This is a genomic window from Streptomyces sp. NRRL F-6676, from assembly GCF_000725625.1.
GTDB lineage: Bacteria > Actinomycetota > Actinomycetes > Streptomycetales > Streptomycetaceae > Streptomyces.
Genome location: NZ_JOHS01000001.1, coordinates 100,203 through 118,771 on the forward strand (window position 1 = coordinate 100,203; position 18,569 = coordinate 118,771).

The 18,569-nt window shown below is 71.8% G+C and carries 14 protein-coding genes; 3 read left to right on the forward strand and 11 right to left on the reverse strand.

The window, feature by feature from the left end; all coding sequences use genetic code 11:
- Positions 1-11: 11 nt before the first annotated feature.
- From IO29_RS00415 to IO29_RS00455, 9 genes are all read right to left on the reverse strand, one after another.
- A complete protein-coding gene (locus tag IO29_RS00415) occupies positions 12-1,700 on the reverse strand; it encodes an acyl-CoA dehydrogenase family protein (protein ID WP_051707073.1) in 1,689 nt (562 codons plus the stop codon).
- The gene (locus tag IO29_RS00420) at positions 1,697-2,473 is read right to left on the reverse strand and encodes a thioesterase II family protein (RefSeq protein WP_051707074.1); all 777 of its coding nucleotides are present in this window, start codon (positions 2,471-2,473) and stop codon (positions 1,697-1,699) included. Before IO29_RS00420 ends, IO29_RS00415 begins: the two co-directional genes overlap by 4 nt.
- Positions 2,466-3,746, reverse strand: a complete 1,281-nt coding sequence (locus tag IO29_RS00425; protein ID WP_051707076.1) for an MFS transporter — start codon at positions 3,744-3,746, stop codon at positions 2,466-2,468. The genes IO29_RS00420 and IO29_RS00425 overlap by 8 nt, the downstream gene beginning before the upstream one ends.
- A complete protein-coding gene (locus IO29_RS00430) occupies positions 3,743-6,607 on the reverse strand; it encodes a type I polyketide synthase (protein WP_051707078.1) in 2,865 nt (954 codons plus the stop codon). The genes IO29_RS00425 and IO29_RS00430 overlap by 4 nt, the downstream gene beginning before the upstream one ends.
- Complete coding sequence (locus tag IO29_RS00435) at positions 6,604-8,445, reverse strand: non-ribosomal peptide synthetase (protein WP_158709263.1); 1,842 nt, start codon at positions 8,443-8,445, stop codon at positions 6,604-6,606. The genes IO29_RS00430 and IO29_RS00435 overlap by 4 nt, the downstream gene beginning before the upstream one ends.
- Before the next feature lie 606 nt (positions 8,446-9,051).
- The gene (locus IO29_RS00440) at positions 9,052-10,950 is read right to left on the reverse strand and encodes an AfsR/SARP family transcriptional regulator (RefSeq protein WP_051707081.1); all 1,899 of its coding nucleotides are present in this window, start codon (positions 10,948-10,950) and stop codon (positions 9,052-9,054) included.
- 568 nt (positions 10,951-11,518) lie between these two features.
- A complete protein-coding gene (locus IO29_RS00445; protein WP_030378129.1) occupies positions 11,519-12,715 on the reverse strand; it encodes an FAD-dependent monooxygenase in 1,197 nt (398 codons plus the stop codon).
- A gap of 5 nt (positions 12,716-12,720) precedes the next feature.
- Complete coding sequence (locus tag IO29_RS00450; RefSeq protein WP_030378130.1) at positions 12,721-13,938, reverse strand: FAD-dependent monooxygenase; 1,218 nt, start codon at positions 13,936-13,938, stop codon at positions 12,721-12,723.
- Between the two features lie 18 nt (positions 13,939-13,956).
- Entirely contained in the window at positions 13,957-14,271 is a 315-nt protein-coding gene (locus IO29_RS00455) for a hypothetical protein (RefSeq protein WP_030378131.1), read from the reverse strand.
- Between the two features lie 69 nt (positions 14,272-14,340).
- On the opposite strand from IO29_RS00455, the gene IO29_RS39195 reads away from it, so the two are divergent.
- Both IO29_RS39195 and IO29_RS39960 read left to right on the forward strand, forming a co-directional pair.
- A complete protein-coding gene (locus IO29_RS39195; RefSeq protein ID WP_030378132.1) occupies positions 14,341-14,622 on the forward strand; it encodes a TetR family transcriptional regulator in 282 nt (93 codons plus the stop codon).
- A 230-nt stretch (positions 14,623-14,852) separates the two neighbouring features.
- Positions 14,853-15,227 (forward strand): peptidase inhibitor family I36 protein, encoded by a 375-nt coding sequence (locus tag IO29_RS39960; RefSeq protein ID WP_078618110.1) that lies wholly within the window; start codon positions 14,853-14,855, stop codon positions 15,225-15,227.
- Positions 15,228-15,415: 188 nt separating this feature from the next.
- Here the strand turns inward: IO29_RS39960 and IO29_RS00470 are convergent, their stop codons facing one another.
- A complete protein-coding gene (locus IO29_RS00470; protein ID WP_030378134.1) occupies positions 15,416-16,243 on the reverse strand; it encodes an IclR family transcriptional regulator in 828 nt (275 codons plus the stop codon).
- A 140-nt stretch (positions 16,244-16,383) separates the two neighbouring features.
- Here IO29_RS00470 and IO29_RS00475 point away from each other — a divergent pair, with 140 nt between their 5' ends.
- Complete coding sequence (locus IO29_RS00475; RefSeq protein WP_051707083.1) at positions 16,384-17,322, forward strand: alpha/beta fold hydrolase; 939 nt, start codon at positions 16,384-16,386, stop codon at positions 17,320-17,322.
- A gap of 52 nt (positions 17,323-17,374) precedes the next feature.
- Here IO29_RS00475 and IO29_RS00480 read toward each other — a convergent pair whose 3' ends face one another.
- Positions 17,375-18,388, reverse strand: coding sequence for an ArsR/SmtB family transcription factor (locus IO29_RS00480; protein ID WP_030378136.1), 1,014 nt, complete (start codon positions 18,386-18,388; stop codon positions 17,375-17,377).
- Positions 18,389-18,569: the final 181 nt, after the last annotated feature.

Genomic DNA, 18,569 nt, shown 5'->3' on the forward strand with positions numbered 1-18,569 from the left:
GTTTTCTCCTCCTACTCGCCGGCGAGCGCGAGGCGGCTGAGTGCCGCGGCCGCCCCGGGGTCGCGGGGATGGTCCAGTCGGTGCGCCAGGCCGGCCAGCCTGGTGTCCGCCGCCGTGCAGTACACGTCCGCGGCGAGTTGGTCCCGCTCGGTGCCGGACTTCGCCGCCCGGCCGAGGGTGAGGGCGGCGGTGAGGAGTTCGCAGGAGAACCGGCCGGCGGCGATCGTGAGGTCCTGCCGCCTCTCCAGGTCGGCGCGCCGGGGGTGGGCGGCCACCAGGGTGCGGCAGCGTTCGGCGAACCACGCGGAGTGTGCGCCGATGTCCGCCCAGTGCCGCTCGTTGGACGGGGACAGGCCCCGCGGGGTGGCCGCTTCGGGCAGGGGCGCGGGGGTGGCGGGAGCGGAGTCCTCGTACCAGGGGCCGAACACATTGCTCACGGCGTAGAAGTGATCGACGAAGAAGTCCACGCCTCCGGAGACGCGCAGCATGCGCGCGTCCCGCCAGACCCGTTCCATCCCGTGGCCCGGCCGGCCGCGCGAGGCGAGGCCCTCGTCCGTCTCCAGTCCTCGCGCGGCCAGCAGCGACAGGGTGCGCTCGACGACACGCCAGCAGGTGAGGGAGGTGATGTTCTTGGCCGCCATCTGTTCGCGGCGCACCCGCGCCGGATCGCCCGGGGTGAGCAGGCACCAGCGGGCCACGGCCTCCTGCGCCATCATGTCCGCGGCGTTGCGGGCCACGATGTCCTGGATCCCGCCGTAGGCGGCGAGCTCGAGTCCGTCGACGCGGCGGCCACGCAGGAAGTCGCGCGCGATGTCCTGGCACAGCGCCGTCAGCGCGGCGGCGGGTGCCGCGATGGCGTACATCCGGGCACGGACGCTGACGTCGTTGAGCTGGTTCTGCAACCGCCACTCCTGTTCGGTGCTCAGGGCGGGGTCGACCACGAAGCGGAACGCGCGGGGCACCCGCACCCCGGTGAGGGACAGCGGGGCGTTGGGCACACCCCGCAGGCCCACGAAGGAGTGCGGCTCGCCGACGGCGATGCCCGGCAGGTCGGTGGGCACGAAGAAGAGGCCGACGCGTCCGTCGTCCTCGCCTCCCACGATGGTCGCGGAGACCCGCAGCAGGCCCGCCACGGGGGCGTTCTGGATGTAGACCTTCTGCCCGTCCAGGACGTAGTGCGTGCCCTGTTCGTCCAGCCGCGCGGTGGTGGCGCGCCGCCTGTTCGCCGCGCCGGTGGGTTCGGTGTCGGCGTCGCCGGAGATCATCTGCGCCGCGTCCGCTTCGGCGATGGTGTCCTTGAGCGGGCCGTCCGGCAGGAGGGGGAGGTAGGCGGAGGAACCGAAGCCCGTGTGCACGGCGACCGACACGGCGGGTGGGACGCTGTGCCGGGCGAGGGCGCTGATGACGCGGTAGGCGTTGTACGGGGACAGACCGCGGCCGCCGCGGCTCTCGGGCGTGGTGAGCGCGTAGAGTCCGGCGTCCCGCAGGGGTTTGACCCAGTCGGGGGGCAGGGAGCGCGTCCGCTCGACCTCCGCCACGTCCACGAGGCCGCGCAGCACCTCCGCGGCGTCGTGGACGGCGGCGGTGCCCCTCGCGGCGTCCTCCTCGTCCTGTTCGGGGAAGTCCGCGAGCAGGGGCCAGGCCGGCCTGCCGCGGTTCAGTTCCTCCAGCAGGCTGCTCGCGTGGTGCACGTCGGTCATCGTTTCCGTCCCTCTTGGTAGTCGTGCACTGCTTCGGTCACCAGGGCGTCGACGGCCGCGCGGTAGGCCTCGGCGTCGTCGCGGAAGGGGAAGTGGCCGCCGGGCACCTGTCGGTGGGTGAAGCGGGCGGTGTGGGCGGCCCACTGGCGGGCGTGCTCCTCGGGCACGTAGTCGTCCCGGCCGCGCAGGGCGGTGACGGGCACCGGCCACGGTGTGTCCGGGACGGGGGAGGGCATCCGTGTCTCCAGGACGGTGAGATCGGCACGGAACGCCCGCAACGACAGGCGCAGTACCTCCGGATCGGCGAGGATCTCCGCCGGCAGCGGGCTGTGCTGCCGGCCGAGCAGGGCCGCCAGTTCCCGGTCGGGCAGGTGCCGGGCGGGCTCCTTGAGAGGGGGCAGGTGGGGGGCGGGGGAGCCGGAGGCGATGAGGCGGAGGGGCGCGGGTGCGCCCCGGTCGAGGAGCCGGCCGGTCACCTCGTGGGCGGTCAGTGCCCCCAGGCTGTGCCCGAGGAACACGTACGGTGCGGTGAAGTCGTGCCCGTCCGCCACGGCGGCCGCCAGGGTCTTCATGTCGAGGAGTTCCGGCTCGTCCAGCCGCACCCCCCGGCCCGGGAGCTGGAGCACGCGGACGGCGAAGCGCGTGCGCAGTGGGTGGAACAGACGGATGTACTCGCCGGCGGAACTGCCGCTGTGCGGGAAGCAGTACAGGGTGCACGGGTGGTCCTCGCCCGTGCGTCCGGTGAACCAGGGAATGCGGGTGTCGTCACTCATCTCGTGCCTCTTCCGGCTCGGTCGCGGCGGGCACGTCGTCCACCGAGCGCAGTTTCCGTACCGGGGACAGAGCGATCGGCAGGGCGGACAGCACACTGCCCAGGGCTGCGAGCAGCAGTGTCGGGCGCAGGCCGAGGGTCTCCCCGAGCAGGCCGCCGACGAGTGTGCCGGCGGGGATCGTGCCCCACACGAGGAAGCGGATGGAAGCGTTCATCCTGCCCTGCATCGCCAGGGGGGTGACGTGTTGGCGCAGGCTGACCTGGCTGATGTTGTACACCGCGACGGCGAATCCGGAGATCGCCAGGCTCAGCACCAGCAGGGGTACGGCGCCGGACGGTGTGGCCATCGGCAGGAGCAGCAGCGCCGCTCCCGGCAGGACGGCGGCGAGCAGCAGGGACGTCCCGAAGCCCAGCCGGCGCACCAGTCCCGGGGTCAGGACCGATCCCGTCACCATCGCCAGGCTCGCCGAGCCGACCACCAGGCCGAAGGTGCCGGGGGACAGCCCGAGCTCGCGCACGGCGAACAGCACCAGGACGGCCTGGATCATGCCGAACAGGTCGAAGAAGTTGGCGATCGCGGTGCACAGCACGATGGGCCGCAGCAGCGGATGGTTCCACACGTGGCGCAGCCCCTCCAGGCCGGCGCTCCACGTCGACCGGCCGTCCAGGGCGGCGGGTTCCGGCTCGGCACCGGGCAGCCGCCGCACCAGGACCGCCGAGACCAGGAACGACACGCAGTCGGCGAGCAGGGCGAGGGGAGCGCTCAGCACCTGCACCAGCAGCCCTCCCAGGGACGGCCCGGCGAACTGTGAGGCGCTCGACGAGGCCGTGAGGGTGGAGTTGCCCTCGGTGAGCTGCGAGACCGGCAGCAGCTCGGGCAGGACGGACTGGTGGGCGACGTCGCCGAGCACCGTCAGCGCCCCGAGAGCGAAGGCGAGGAGGAGCAGGACGGCCAGGTGGGGGCGGAGCCACATGAGGAGCGGGACCAGGCCGAGGACGACCGCCCGCGCCACGTCGGTGAACACCATGACGTCGCGCCGGCGGTAGCGGTCGACCCAGACGCCGGCGGGCAGTCCGATCAGCAGGAACGGCAGGTACTGCACCGACATCAGCAGACCCAGCTCGAAGGCTCCGGCATGGAGCACCAGGACCGCCGTGAGCGGGAGGGCGATGACACTCACCTGGGAACCCACCGTCGTGACGGTGTACGCCGACCACAGCAGGCGGAAGTCCCTGTTCCGTCTGAGGGGCAGCAGGGCGGGGGCAGCGGTCATGCGGACGCCCTCGTCGTCTCGCGCAGCCGCGCGGCGAGCGCGCCGACGGTGCGCGTGCCGAAGAGGGTGCGCACGGTCAGTTCCGCGCGGGGGCCCAGTGCCTCGGTGAGCAGGGCGACCGCCCGGGTCGCGATGAGCGAATCGCCCCCCAGCTCGAAGAAGTTGTCCTCGGCCGTGAGGCCGTCGATGCCCAGCACACGCGAGAACGCCTCCGCGACGACCGCCTCGACGTCGTCCCGGCGTTTCCCGGTCGCCCTCGGGGCGGGTTCGGCACGGTGCGGGACCACGGGCGACGAGGGTCCGAACTCCCTGCCCTCGAAGGGGTAGCCGGGAAGCGGCACGCGGCGCCGGGGCGAGGAGTGCCAGGCGCTCCAGTCCACCTCGATGCCGGTGCTCCACAGGGCGGCGACGGCCTCGGCGAAATGCAGGTCGGACGGCTTGTCGTCCACGGGATGCGGGAGGCTCGTGCGCACGGTGCGCCCGTCGTAGTCCGGGTGCTGCCGGACGAGCGCGCTCGCGGTGTGGCCGGGACCGACCTCCAGTACCAGGGTGTCGGGCGAGGCCAGGAGCGTGCCCACGGCGTCGGCGAAGCGGACGGTGCCGCGGGCGTGTGCCACCCAGTACTGCGGGTCCGCCGCCTGCGCCGCCGACAGGTCGGTCCCCGTGTGGTCGGAGATCCAGCGGATGGCCGGCGGACGCGGGCTCAGGTGTGCGACGGCGGCGGCGAGTTCCCCGGCCACGGTGTCGATCTGGCGGGAGTGGGCGGGGGCGGCCACGCGCAGGGTCCTGACGTCGACACCGGCCCCGGTCAGCGCGGCCGCGGCCGCCTCGACATGGTGGGCCGGACCGGAGAGCACGCGGTTGCGCGGGGAGTTGACCACCGCGACGTCCAGTTCGCGGAGGGTCGCGGCGGGGACGGTCGCGGCGATCTCCTCGTCGTCGGCGGCCACGGCGAGCATGGTGCCGGCGGGCAGGGAGGCGAGCAGGCGCGCCCGGTCCACCACGTACCCCATGCCGTCGTCGAGGGACAGGTTGCCCGCCACGCAGGCGGCGGTGACGGCGCCGAGGCTGTGTCCGAGGACGATGTCCGGTTCCACGCCCAGCGACCGCCACAGGGAGGCGGTGGCCCACTCGACCGCGAAGAGGCCGATCTGACTGGCGACCATGTCCGAGGACAGCCCGGGCGAGGAGATCATCCGCCGCAGATCGGCGTCCGGGAGACGCCGGCGGAGCGCCGCGGCGCACTCGTCGAGCGCGGCCGTGTAGGCGGGCCGGCCGCGGTCCAGGTCCGTACCCATCCCGGGGTGCTGGCATCCCTGACCGGGGAAGACGAACGCCACCGAGGACGCGGGCGGCGGCACGGCCCCGGCCTGCCGGGAAAGGGCGGCCGAGGCCGCCTCCGCGGTCAGCGCGGCGACCGCACGGCGGTGGGGCAAGCGCGCACGGCCCGTCTGTAGCGTGAAGGCGATGTCGGCGAGCCGCCCGCCGGTGTCCTGGCGCAGGTGCTCGGCCATCCGGGAGGCGGCGGTGCGCACGGCGCTGTCGGTGGCCGCCGAGAGGACGAGCACCTCGGGTTCCGGGGAGGCGGACCCGGGCCGCTCCTCGGCGATGTGCTGTTCGACGAGGACGTGCGCGTTGGTGCCGCCCAGTCCCAGCGAGTTGACCGCGGCGCGCCGGGGTCCGTGGCCGGCGGGCCACGGCACGGCCTCGGCGTTGACCTCGAAGGGCACGGCGGTGAGGTCGAGTTCGGGGTTCGGGTCGGTGAAGTGGGCCGTGGGCGGGATCATTCCCTCCCGCACCGCCAGGATCGCGGTGATCAGTCCGGCCACGCCCGCCGCGGCGTCGGTGTGGCCGATCACGCTCTTCACCGAGCCGAGCACGCAGGGCGCCGCGCGAGGCACGTCACCGGCGTACACGCGGTTGAGCGCGGCGACCTCGATGGGGTCGCCCAGGGGTGTCGCGGTGCCGTGCGCCTGGACGTAGCCGATGTCCTGCGGCCGCAGCCCCGAGGCGCCGAACGCGGCCCGGATCGTCCGCTCCTGTCCCTGCACGCTCGGTGCCGTGAAGCCGATCTTGTCACCGCCGTCGTTGCCGATGGCGGAGCCCGTGATGACCGCGTGCACGGGGTCCCCGGCGGCGAGCGCGTCGTCGAGCATCCGCAGCACGACGAAGCCGGCGCCGTTGCCGGGCACCGTCCCCTCGGCCTTCGCGTCGAACGGACGGCACTGTCCGGAGGGGGCGACCAGGCCGGCCTCGTCCTGGCCGCTCAGCTCGGGGTCGATCCGTACGGTGGCGCCGCCCGCCAGGGCGAGGTCGCAGTCCCCGGCGAGCAGGCCCTGGATCGCGGTGTGGACGGCGACGAGCGAGGTCGAGCAGGCCGTCTGGACGGTGACGGCGGGGCCCGTCAGCCGCAGTCGGTGGCTGATGCGGCTGGTCGCGAAGTCGACGGCGGAGCCCAGCCTGATCACGTAGTCGCTGCCCAGTTCGTGCCGTGCGGGGGCGCTGTCGCGATGGGCGATCAGTTTCTCCGGATAGTCGGTCTGGCCCGTGCCCGCGTAGACACCGACCCGGCCCGGCACCGAGCGGGGGTCGTGGCCGGCGTTCTCCAGTGCGTGCCAGGCGCACTCCAGCAGGATGCGGTGCTGGGGGTCGAGGGTGGTCGCCTCGGCGGGTGAGTAGCCGAAGAACGCGGCGTCGAAGCGGGCGGGGGAGTCGAGCATGCCGAAGGCCCCGCGCCCGTCCCGGGTGATGGTGTCGGTTCCGGCCAGCAGGTTGCGCCACAGCTCGTCCACGTCCGCGGCGCCGGGGAAGCGTCCCGCCAGCCCGACGACGGCGACGGCGTCCGGTCCGGGTCCGGTCATCGCTTGCCTCCCGAGGCGCGGCGGGCACGCAGCCGGTTGGGTGCGGCGGGCCGTGCGGCGGAGGGGCCGGGGGCGGCCTCGCCCTCGTGCAGGAAGCGGGCGAGCGCCCGCGGCGTGGTGTGGGTGAAGAGGGCGACGCTCGGGACCTCGCGTCCCAGGTCGGCGCTGAGCCGGCGCCTGACCCCGGCGAGCATCAGCGAGTGGGCGCCGAGGTCGAACACGTTGTCGTCCACGCCCACGGCACCGTCCAGCTCGGCCGACCACAACCCCGCGATGTGGCCGGCGAGTTCCTCCGCGGTCATGAGCGCGCTCGGGTCCGCGGAGGTCGCCGGCGCGACGGCGGGCGTGGGCGACACCTCCCGGGGCCGGGGGAGCGACGTCTCGTCGACCTTGCCGTTGGCGGTGACGGGCAGCGCGTCCAGCACCATCACCTCGCCCGGCAGGAGATGGCCGGGCAGCAGCCCTCCCAGCCGCTCGCGCAGCGCCGGACCGTCCTGGCGCGTGGTCATGACGGCGTAGGCCGTCAGCCTGTCCTCACCACGGCCGTCGCGGCGCACGACGGTGTGGGCCGCGGACACGCCGTCCAGCCTCAGCAGCGCCGCGCTGACCTCGGACGGGTTGACCCGGTGGCCGCGGATGTTGACCTCGCCGTCGATCCTGCCGAGCACGGTGATCACACCGTCGGCGTCGCGGCGCGCCCGGTCCCGGGTCCGGTAGAGCCGCAGCGCGGGGTCCGAGGGATGCGGGACGAAGGCCGCGCCGGTGCGCTCGGCGTCGCCGAGGTACCCCTCGGCCAGGCACCAGCCGCCGATGTACAGCTCACCGGTGTCGGGCGCCGTGGCCTCCGAGCCGTCCTCGGTCAGCACGAACGCCTTCACACCGGGCAGCGGACGGCCGACGGGCAGCGCCCCGGCGCGCTCCTCCTCCCGTGTGTACTCCCACACCGCGCAGGTGACCGTCGTCTCCGACGCGCCATAGGCGTTCACCAGCCGTGCCCCGCTGTGGCCGCGCCACCGGCGGACGGTGTCCCAGTCACCCATGTCGCTGCCGATGACGACGAGCCGCACCGCTTCGGGCACCCGCCGGCCGCCGCAGTCCAGTTCCGCCACCCACTCGCGCCAGTAGGGCGTCGGCAGGTTGAGCACGGTGACCCCGTGGTGTGCGAGGAACTCCGTCAACTCCGAGGGCGCGGGCACCGGGTGGGGCGCGGCCACGACGGTCGCGCCGGCGGCCAGGGTGGGGAACACCTCCTCGATGACGACGTCGAAGGCCGGGTTCGCGAGCTGTAGGACCCGGTCCTGCGGCTTGATCCCGTAGACCTCGCCCATCGTCCGGGCATGCCGTTCCAGCGAGGAGCCGGACACCTCGACGAGCTTGGGCGCGCCGGTGGAACCGGAGGTCCGCACCAGATAGCCGGCCGGTCCTGTGCCGCCGGCAGCGGTAGCCGTCGCCCCGGGACCGGCGTCCGGGCCGGAGGCAGGGCCGGGTCCCGAGCCGGAGCGGGGCGGGACCGTGAGGAAGTCCGCGAGTTCCGCCGGAACCGGCCCCGCGGTCACCAGGGCGCGCACGCCCGCCCCGGCCAGTGCGGAACGGGTGTGCTCCGCCGGTGCCTCGGGGTCGACGGCGAGGAAGGGCACTCCGGTCGCGGTCGCCGCGAGGAGCGCGGTCACCAGGTCCGCACCGCGGCGGAGACGGATCGCCACCGGGCGGCCCCCGCAGGTGTCCCTGAGGGAGTCCGACAACGCGCCCGCCGCGGCGAGGAGTTCGCCGTAACTCAGGGACCGCCCGCCGTCGACCACGGCGGTGCGCCCGGGATCGGCGCGCGCGTGATCCGTCACGGCGTCGAGAAAGGAAAGCCTGGACGACCGGAATTGATCGTCGTACCGGTCGGGAACCACATCGGCGGAAGCAAACATGAGGAGACACACCTCGACTACTTCTTGTTCACGGTGAACGAAGTGATGGATACGTCTGTCGCGTTCAGGGGCCGCTGTCGAAAGTCGAGCCGTCGCACGCCGAGCCCATGCTCTTGTCGTCCGTTCCGTCGGACACAACTCGGCCGCGGGACCGACGGCTTCACCCTGATGCGTGATTACCCGTACGGCCTCGCGGAGGACTGTTCATGACTCCGGCTCATCTCGATGACCCGTGCCGGTGGTCCGGCACGAGTAGCGGCTGTGGAATCCGGTTCGGGCGCGGACGGGGAGAAGGAAGGGACGGGGGGCGGCGCTCCGTTCCGAGGGACCGTACGGAGCCGCGGGACGGGGGCGCGGTACTCGGAAGCGGAACGCCCGCTGCCTCTTCTACGGTACGCACGGTGCGCCGACGGCGATAAGCGGTCGATAATCGGGCCGTCGCAGAGGGTGAACGGGCGGGCGACGGGACCGCTCGGGCCGGGGGGCGAGCGGTCCCGCGAGGGCTCCGGCCGGCTGCGGGACGCGGACTCAGGCGACCAGGGGAGGGTGCGGCACGGTCTGCGGAAGGGGGTACTTGTGGTGGGCGAACTGCCGCAGCAGGGCCGAGAAGACGTAACCGCGGTGGGCTTGCCGCTCCAGCATCGAGGCGTCCGCGAGCCGTTCGAGCAGCATCTCGGCACCGGCGTGCGGCACCCCGAGGGTCCGGGCGGCCGAGGCCGCCGTGAGGCAGCCGGTGGACCAGGACAACCGGGTCCAGGCCCAGGCCAGTCCCGGGTCGAGCTGCCGGAAGTTCTTCTCGAAGCAGGCGCGCACCGTCTCGCAGTGCGACAGGAGGTAACCCGGGTCGTCGTGGATCTGGCGCACCAGCGTCTCCAATGACAGATCCGGATGGATCGCGAGCCAGTCGCCCACCGCGTGCACCACGAGCGGCAGTCGTTCGCACACCTCGACCAGCTCCGAGGCGGCGGCCCGTTCCTCGCGCAGGCGTTCATGTCCCATGACGGAGGCGAGGATGTCGAGCGACTCCTCCACCGAGACCGGCCGGAGCCGGACCCGCCGGGTCACCGGCAGCCCAGGAAACAGACGGGTGCCGGCCACCAGGACGGCGCACTGCGGGCTGCCGGGCAGCAACGGCCGCACCTGCGCCGCGTCGTGCGCGTCGTCGAGCACGATGAGCAGTCGGCGTCCGTCGGTCATCGAACGGAACAACGCGGACAGGTCGCTCAGTCCGTCGGGCAGGGCGGCCCGCGGCAGACCCAGTGACACGAGGAAGCCGTGCAGCACGGACGAGGGCGCCACCCGCTTCCCCTCGTCCATCAGATCGGCGTGGAGCACCCCGTCGGGAAAGGCGCGCTGGACCTGATGGGCGGCCCGTACCGCGAGCGAGGACTTTCCGCTGCCCGGCACACCGGTCACCGTGACGATCGCCGGGCCCGTGCGGCGGAGCTGGAGCAGGGTCTCGGTGACCCAGGAGAACGCCTGCTCGTTGCCGACGAAATCCTCGACAGCGTGCGGCAGTTGATGCGGCACCGGCCAACTGGGCAGCGCCTGGGGCGGCCAGGGCGCCGGTTTTGTCGTGGTGCCCCGGGAGGGTGCTTCCGCCAGTCCTTCCCCTGCCAGTATCCGCTGGTGCATCCGGACCAGCTCGGGTTCGGGATCGATGCCGTGCTCCTCGGCCAGCGCCCGGCGGATCCGGTCGAAGACCGCGAGTGCCTCGTGCTGCCGTCCCGTGTCGCGCAGGGCCTGCATCAGCAGGCGGTGCGCCCGCTGCCGCAGCGGATGTGCCGCGGTCAGCACCATGAGGTCCGGGACGGCGAACGAGGCCCGGCCGAGCGCCAGCCGGATGTCGCAGCGTTCCTCGCTCAGAGCCGTGGACAACTCGGTGAGCCGGGCCCGCTGGCGGGCGGCGAAGTCACCGGGGACGCGGTTGAGCGGCTCGCCGTACCAGCGGCCGAGCGCCACCTTCAGCAGGGTGTCGGCCTCTTCGAGGCACCCGCGCGTGCGGGCCTCGGCGGCCGAGGTGGAGAGCCCCTCGACCTCCTCCACGTCCGTCAGGGGCCCGGTGAGCGTCAGCCGGTAACCGTCCCCCCTGGACACCAGGGCGTCCCGTCCGACACCGGAGGTCTCGAGGAAACGGCGCCACTTCCAGGCGTGGGTGCGGACGGCGGCCACCGCGGTGTCCGGCGGCTCGTCGCCCCAGATGCCGTGGACCAGTTCGGCCAGCGTCGCGGTCCGTCCGGGCTGGAGCAGCAGGACGGCGAGGAACGCCTGCGCCTGCGGGGAGCCGACGTCCCGCACCGCGCCGTCGACGCGTACGTGAACGGGCCCGAGCAGATCGAAACGCAGTTCCTTCGCCGGGCGGGCGGACGACGGTAATCGGTGTTCGGAGTCGATGCGGGTGCTGGCGACGGACTTTGCTGTCTCCACCGAACCTCCTGTAGCGCTGGAGCTTTCGGCAGGAAGCCCGGAGGACGGTGGCGTGCGCTTCGGGTAACGATGTCCCACCGAATGGAAAGGTCCGGTCCATTGAATACGGACCTTTCCGCTCCAGCGAGCATGCATCCTGGATCCGTGGAGATCCACTGGGGTCTGATGTATGGCGAAAAATGATCACCCGCATATCCGGAAGGTGAACACCAGGGCTGAGCCGACGGCCTCGCGGTGGCAATTCTTCACATCTTTGTCACAGGATGCGGCGGATGAAGACGGCGTCCCGCTGTGTTTGCCAGTGCGGGCCGGCCGGCGGGCCGGCCGGCGCAGCGCCCGCGGTCCCGGAGGACGCGGCGCCAGGTTCCCTGTCCTGCCGCACTCGACCTGCCTGCCTCATGCGCTGGTCGAGCGGGTCACGATGCTCGTCGTCACCGACGCCGCCCGCACCCTGCCGCACACCCACGTTGACTCTCCCCCCACCGAACAGCCGGTGACCTCGATGCACGGCGCACACGCACCGGGCTCCGGCTTCACGCATCCTCCCTCCTCGACGCGGACACCGTCGTCACCGCGACGTGCCGGACCGCGCCAAGGCCTGCGGCCCGCCCACCTCCGTCGCCGGCCGGCGGCCGCGGATCCTGCGGGCCAGACCGAGGAGGACCGAGCGCAGCGCCTCGGCCCGACGGCTGGACGGGACGAACATCTGCTGCTTGAGCCGCGCGGTGCGCTGGTGCTTGGTGATGAACGGACGCAGCCCGGTCTCCCACGCGGCCAGGGCGGCGTCGAGGTCGTCGGGATGCTCCCGCAGGGCCGCGCCCAGTGCGGCGCCGCCGCGCAGCGAGGACGTGGCGCCCATGCCCGAGTAGAGGTTCATGCACCAGGCCGCGTCCCCCACCAGCACGACCCGCCCCGTGCTCCACCGCTCCATCCGCACCTGGTGCACCGAGTCGAACAGGTGGTCAGGGGCCTCTTCCAGGGAGTCCAGGACGTGGCGCACCACGGGGTCGTCCATCCCGGCGAAGACCGCGCGCAGCCGCTCGACCCGCGAGCCGCTGAACTGCTCCTGGGGGTTCCGTGTCCGGTAGGTGAGCAGCGCGGTGGGCGCGTGGTCGGCGAGCCCGAACACCCACACCGCCCGCTTGGCGCGCGCGATGATGACGCTGTCGCTCGCCTCGTACGCGGGCACCTGCTCCTTCAGCTGGAAGGCGCAGATCATCGCGTTCCACGTGGTCAGGTGGTCCTCGTGCGGACCGAACACGATCCGGCGCACGCTGGAGCGCAGCCCGTCCGCGCCGACGACCAGGTCGAAGCTCTCGCGGTACTGCGTACCGGTGTCGGCCTTTTCGAGCAGCACCTGCACCTCGTCAGAACCCTCGGTGATCTCGACCGGAGTGGTCCCGAACCGCACCTCGATGCCGCTGATGTTCTGCCACAGCGCGGCCTCGATGTCCCCGCGCAGCACCGCTGCCGGCTCCCCGGGCTGATCGAGGAATCCCAGAGCCGGCCTGCGCCTGCCCCGGCGGTCCACCGACCACGCCTTCGCGCCGGCCGCCCGTTCCGGGTTGCGGGTGTGCAGGTGGTCGGCGATCCCCAGGTCGGCCGCGGCCTGCACACCCTCCGGGAACAGTCCGACGAAGTAGCCCCCGGTGCGCCGCTCCGGCGCCCGTTCGACGATCACCGGCGTCCAGCCGGCCCGGCGCAGCCCGATCGCCGCCGACATTCCCGCGATCCCGAGCCCGACCACCAACGCCCTCTTCCGCATCGTCGTCACCGCGCCGTGACGGACGGGGCAGCGGACGTCGTCGCGGTGAACTCCGCTGCCAGCCGGCGGTGGACGACCCTTCGGGCCACATCGAGAACGCCCGAGACCACCACCTGGACCGGGCGGCTGGACGGGACGAAGCGCTGTTGCTTGACCCGTGCGGAGCGCCGCTGACTGGTGATGTAGGGACGCAGTCCGGCCTCCCACGCGGCCAGGGCGGCGTCGAGGTCGCCGGGGTGCTCCCGCAGGGCCACGCCCAGTGCGGCGCCGCCGCGCAGCGAGGACGAGGAGCCCATGGCCGAGTAGGTGTTCATGCACCAGGCCGCGTCCCCCACGAGCACGACCCGCCCCGTGCTCCACCGGTCCATCTTCACCTGGTGGATCGAGTCGAACACGTGGTCAGGGGCCTGGTCCAGGGAGTCCAGGACGTGGCGCACCACGGGTTCGTCCTCCATCCCGGAGAAGGCGGCGCGCACCTGCTCGATCGACGGCCCGGCGTTCCGGTTCGGGATGTCCTCGGTGCGGTAGGTCAGCCACGCGCAGGGCGCGTGGTCGGCGAGTCCGAACACCCACATCGCACGCTTGGGGCGCGAGACGATGATGCTGTCGCTCGTCCCGTACGTGGGCACCTGCTCCTTCATCTGGAAGGCGCAGATCATCGCCTTCCAGTTCGTCAGGTAGTCCTCGTCCGGACCGAACACCATCCGGCGCACGGTGGAGCGCATCCCGTCCGCGCCGACCACGAGATCGAAGTCCTCGTGGTACCGCTTCCCGGTGCCCGCGTCCTCGAGCAGGACCCGTACCCCGCCGGCGTCCTCGGTGATCTCGACCGGAGTGGTCGCGAACCGCACCTCGACCGGGTCCTGGGTCCCGTCGCCGGTGATGCCCTGCCACAACGCGGCCTCGATGTCGCTGCGCAGCACCGCTGCCAGCCCGCTGGGCGCGTCCAGCAATCCCAGAGCCGGCTTCCGCTTGCCCCGGCGATCCACCGACCAGGAGTTCCCGCCCGGTCGCCATTCGGGGTTGCGGGTGTGGAGGTGGTCGGCGATTCCCAGGTCGGCCGCGGCCTTCACACCCTCCGGGAACATGAAGATGAAGTAGCCCCCGGTACGTCGCTCGGGTGCCCTTTCGATGATCACCGGCGTCCAGCCGGCCTGGCGCAGCCCGATGGCCGCGGACATCCCCGCGATGCCGAGCCCTACTACTAGTGCCCTCTTCTGCATGGCTTTCCTTTTCTCGGATTACGTTCTGATGAATGGTTCAATCCGGCACAACGACGGCGCGGTTGCCGCCGGGTGTGCCCACGCCTTACCGGCCCGGCTCAACGGGAACGCGGTGCAAGGCAGTTGCAGGGACCCGTCGGCGAAGCGGGCCATGACATCGGGCGCCTCGGCGAGCATCTCCCCGGCCGACCGCGATCCGACGCCGTTGCCCGGAAGCTCCGCCCGGAGGGGAGCGACCAGCCGCTCGGCCATGCCCGGCACCAGCGGATACCTCGTCCGACTGCGGCCGTGGTGCCGTCCCGCGGCCGGCCCGCGCCCGATGTCGCGCAGCATGCATCACGGCCTCCTTAACTAAGTTCAGTGCTGTGACCAGCATGCCTGAACGCTGTTAAGGTGTCAATCGTGGCCGAGGGCATCGCCCGGGAGCAGATCGTCACGGCGGCGCTCGAACCCCTCGACGACCAGGGCACGGACGCCCTCGCCGTCCGCGCGCTCGCCTCCCGGCTGGACGTGCGCGCCTCCGCCCTCTACTCGATCGACCAGCGCGACGCGTGGCTCGGCGAAGGCGCGGCACTGGCCAAGGAGGCCGGCCGGACACTTCCAGGCGGCGACCGGCGGTTCAACCGGCTCAGAGCCAACGTCAGCAGACCGGGTTCGCCCAGCCCACGTCCGGGGCCATGCTGACGCTGCCGAGCACCGCGACCGGACCGGAAGCGAGCAGCAGCGCCCCGGCGGGGTCGACCGACCCGCCGGAGCGGCCCGGCGGCCCGAGCGCCTTCGAACAATGATCGGTTACGCTAACTATCGTCATATGACACGGTGTTCACGATCTCGGGTCGAGCCCGGGCGGTAGGAGGCGGGGCCATGGCCGCGTTTCTACGGATACCGACGCGCAACGCTAGGAATGGGTATTCATGAAACTGGCATTCAAGACCTCGGTAGTAGGAGCGGTCCTCGCCTCAACCGCCGTACTGGCGGCCCCGGGTACCGCATCGGCTGATGAGCCCCTGACCCGCTGTGACGAAGGCCAGATCTGCCTCTACGATGGCCACAACCTCACCGGTAGCAACTTGCAGCTCCAGTATCGGGTGGACATCCCCAACGTCGGCTCGGCGTGGAACGACCGAGCCAGCTCCGTGTGGAACCGTGGCGCGGGGTTCGTCTGCATCTACACCGATGCCGACTACCACGGCTACCACTACACCATCGAGCCGGGTGAGAAGCAGGAACTCCTGTTCCTCTACGACAACGCGGTGAGCTCCCTCGAGTACGGCGGCTGCGGGGGCTGAGCCGACCGGCTGACCGAACCCCTCAACCGCCCGCCACGTCAGACCGCTTGGAGGCGAGGCTTGCCTCCCTCGTACGCGAGTTGACGCATATCACGCCCCCGCCGGGTTCATTCCCCGCTGTCCTGTACGCGGCGGGGCGATGAACATTTCCACGACCGGAGCCCGTACCGCTCACACGGTGTCGCGCGTCACCGGCGCTTGTGGTTGGGGGCGTTCTCGCCGGGTTCGCTGCGCAGTTCGCGGGAGATCGCCCGTGCGCAGGTGCGGACGGCGGGTGTCATCGTCCGGTGGTCGACGGTCCCGCTCGGCAGGACCACGGACAGGGCGCCGCAGACGGTGTTGTCGGGGCCCAGGAGTGGTGCGGCCACGGAGGTCCGCGGCCACGGAGTGCTCAGTGTCACGGTGGCGAACCCGCCCCGGCGCACGTCGGCCAGGATCCGGCGCAGTTCCGTGATGTCCGGCGACTGCGGTCCGGCGGGCTGGGCGGAGAGGCCGTTCAGGATCCGCTCCTGCTCGGTGGGCGGTGCGCCGGCGAGCAGAACCAGTCCGACTCCCGTGGAGTGCAGCGGCACGCGGCCGCCGACGCGGTAGAGCACCGGATCGGCGTTGTGGGCGGACAGCCGTTCGACCAGCAGTGCCTCGTCGCCGTCGCGGACGGCCAGCAGGACGTGCTGGCCGGTGATGTGGAAGAGATCCTCCATGAACGGCATGGCGACGGCCCGCAGTCCATGGCCGCGAGGTGCCAGCGAGGCGATCTCCAGGAGTCGCAGGCCGATGGTGTACCGGCCGTCGTCGCGTCGTTCCAGTGCTCCGGTGCCGACCAGTTTCTTCGCCAGGCGCAGGGTGGTACTGCGCGGCATACCCGTGAGCCGTGTCAGCTCGGCCAGGGACAGGACCCGATGGGTCGGGTCGAAGGCGCCCAGGAGTGTGAAAGCGCGGTCGACGACCGCGTCACCCTGCGCGGGCCTGCGCCCGCGCCGCGGAGCCGGGTCACCGGGCGGGACCGCTTGAGCCATGCCGCAGTTTCCTGTTCCACTCATTGGCATCTGTACTGCCACTGTACGGCACACGTTCCTACGGTGGTCCATACCGCGGGGCGATGTCCCGCCCCGCCGGTACCGCATCTCCCACCGCATCTCCCACCCAGGAGCGATCCATGAAGATCCTTTCCAGTGACCTCACGCTGCTCGGCGGCAGGACGACCGGTATCGCCGCACTGCCGGACGAGGCCACCGACCAGCCCCTCCTGGTGTTCCTGCACGGCGGTGGTGCCACCGCGCGGTCGTTCGACATCCCGGGCCACTCACAGATCCTGCGGGCTGCGCGGAACGGATTCCCCGCCTACGCCCTCGACCGCCCCGGCTACGGCGGCAGCGAGCCTCTGGGCCTCCCCGCCGACTCCGACACCGGGGTGCTGCGGGCCGCCGCGGAACGGCTCGACCAGGCCGTCACCGAACTGTGGCAGCGGCATGCCACGACCGCGCCTGGGGTCGTCGTGATCGGTTGCTCCATCGGCGGCGCAGTCGCCATCCATCTGGCCGCCCGGTGGAGCGCCCAGGAGCGGCCGGGCTGGCCGCTGCTCGGTCTGGCCGTCGCCGACATTGGCCAACTGCCGCCGGAGAACGTGGTTGACGCCTGGCATTCCACCCCGGCCGAGGAACGCGTCGATGTGTCGGAACTCCAGGACAAGATCGCCGCGCCTCCCCGGTGGGCTCTGGCCCCTCATCAGCTCGCCCTGCACAGCATGCCGGGCATCCTGGAACCCGTCGTACGGGCCGAGGGGCTGGAGATCGTCGGCGGCTGGCCGCAGGAGTGGCGACAGGTCGCCTCGCGGATCACCGTGCCCGTCCACTACCGGCTGGCTGAGTTCGACACGCTGTGGACTGCCCGTCCCGACCTCGTCGCCGAGTTCGCCGACACACTGCGCACCCGTTCACCCTACGTCGACGCAGCCCTGTTCCCCGGCTCCGCGCACGGCCTCGCCGACAGCGTCGTCGGCCGCGAGTACTGCCTCCAGTCCCTCGGCTTCGCCGAGCGCTGCGCCGCCGCAGTGAGCACCCCGCAGCTTCTGCGAACGGACGTCTCGCGGTCATGAAGAACTGTCCGCCTCGGTTCGAGGCGGACGCGGTCGCGTTGTGTGCCGGTTGTCAGCTGCCCTCCGGTTCTGCGCGGGCTTGGGACAGCAACTCCACCACGGCATCGCCTCGTTCTGTACGGCTGATCCGTACGTGCCGCCCCTCGCGGTGACGTGCGAGGAGCCCGGCGTCCACGAGATGACGGCAGTGGTGGGTGGCGTTCGCCGGGCTGCAATTGAGCAGGACCGCGAGTTCTCCCATGGTCAGCGAGTGCGCCGTCGCGCGCAGAATCGCCGCGCGCAACTGGCCGACCACCAAGGAAAGCGCGTCCCTTTTCGATGCGGCGGCCCTCGCGGAGGTACCCCACAACCGGCCTATGCCGGGCAGCGGGTAGCCGATCCACACCAGATCCGGGCGGTCCAACGCGTACATGGAGGCACCGGGGCCGGACACGATGGGGACCAGGACCAAGCGTCGCCCCTCAAGTGCGTAGGTTCTCCCCTGTGGGTCGGGCAGTCGGAGACTGCCGTCCACCAGTCGGAAGCGCTCGCTCAGGCCCTGGAGTACTGCCTCGGCACATCCCTGCACGAGTGCGGCGCCGACTCGTTCGGTCTCCCTGCGAATGAGCCCTTCCGCGTTCTTCCAGATGGGACGGAACTCCTGCCACACGCAGCGGAGCAGACGCGCATAGGCGTTGATCCACTGCTGCGGGCGTTCCACGACCGGCCTCCACTGAGGCGGAAGGGCTCCGCCGAACTCTGTTTCGAGCTCATCCAGGAGGGTGTCGGGCGAGAGATCGGCCAACTGCGTGAACTGGGCGGCCGCGTCGCCGTCCGGCATACATGCGGTCGGGGTGATGCAGTCCGGGACGACCGAGTACCCAGGGGCGAACAGGGGTCTGAGCACCGCCGGTCCGACCGTGGACACCGCGGTGAGCAGCGACTGCCGCCAGTGCCGGGGCACACCATGGCTGCGTCCTCCGAAAACGTCGGCTGCCAACGACAGGAGGGTGGCACCCTGATGGGGCGCGAGAAGGATGCTGATTTCGTCAAGTGGGCCGAGACGCAGCTCGGTGTGCTTATACATGGAACCCCCCGGTCAAGTGCCCGCCCTTCGCTTTGCCCGGTTCTGGGAAGGTGCGGCCAGGAGCGCTGGAGCAGGATCATGCGTGGCCTGCTGTTCCCGGTCGCAGAGTGCGACCGGTGGCGACGCCGTCGGTTTTTTCCTTGGTGGATGTTCCGGTCGACGAGCGTAGGCGCGGTCCACG

Excerpts from the sequence above, each read along its gene's own strand:
- IO29_RS00415 (WP_051707073.1), bottom strand. The coding sequence starts at position 1,700 with ATGACCGACGTGCACCACGCGAGCAGCCTGCTGGAGGAACTGAACCGC.
- IO29_RS00420 (WP_051707074.1), bottom strand. The coding sequence starts at position 2,473 with ATGAGTGACGACACCCGCATTCCCTGGTTCACCGGACGCACGGGCGAG.
- IO29_RS00425 (WP_051707076.1), bottom strand. The coding sequence starts at position 3,746 with ATGACCGCTGCCCCCGCCCTGCTGCCCCTCAGACGGAACAGGGACTTC.
- IO29_RS00430 (WP_051707078.1), bottom strand. The coding sequence starts at position 6,607 with ATGACCGGACCCGGACCGGACGCCGTCGCCGTCGTCGGGCTGGCGGGA.
- IO29_RS00445 (WP_030378129.1), bottom strand. The coding sequence starts at position 12,715 with ATGCGGAAGAGGGCGTTGGTGGTCGGGCTCGGGATCGCGGGAATGTCG.
- IO29_RS00450 (WP_030378130.1), bottom strand. The coding sequence starts at position 13,938 with ATGCAGAAGAGGGCACTAGTAGTAGGGCTCGGCATCGCGGGGATGTCC.
- IO29_RS00455 (WP_030378131.1), bottom strand. The coding sequence starts at position 14,271 with ATGCTGCGCGACATCGGGCGCGGGCCGGCCGCGGGACGGCACCACGGC.
- IO29_RS39960 (WP_078618110.1), top strand. The coding sequence starts at position 14,853 with ATGAAACTGGCATTCAAGACCTCGGTAGTAGGAGCGGTCCTCGCCTCA.
- IO29_RS00470 (WP_030378134.1), bottom strand. The coding sequence starts at position 16,243 with ATGGCTCAAGCGGTCCCGCCCGGTGACCCGGCTCCGCGGCGCGGGCGC.
- IO29_RS00475 (WP_051707083.1), top strand. The coding sequence starts at position 16,384 with ATGAAGATCCTTTCCAGTGACCTCACGCTGCTCGGCGGCAGGACGACC.
- IO29_RS00480 (WP_030378136.1), bottom strand. The coding sequence starts at position 18,388 with ATGTATAAGCACACCGAGCTGCGTCTCGGCCCACTTGACGAAATCAGC.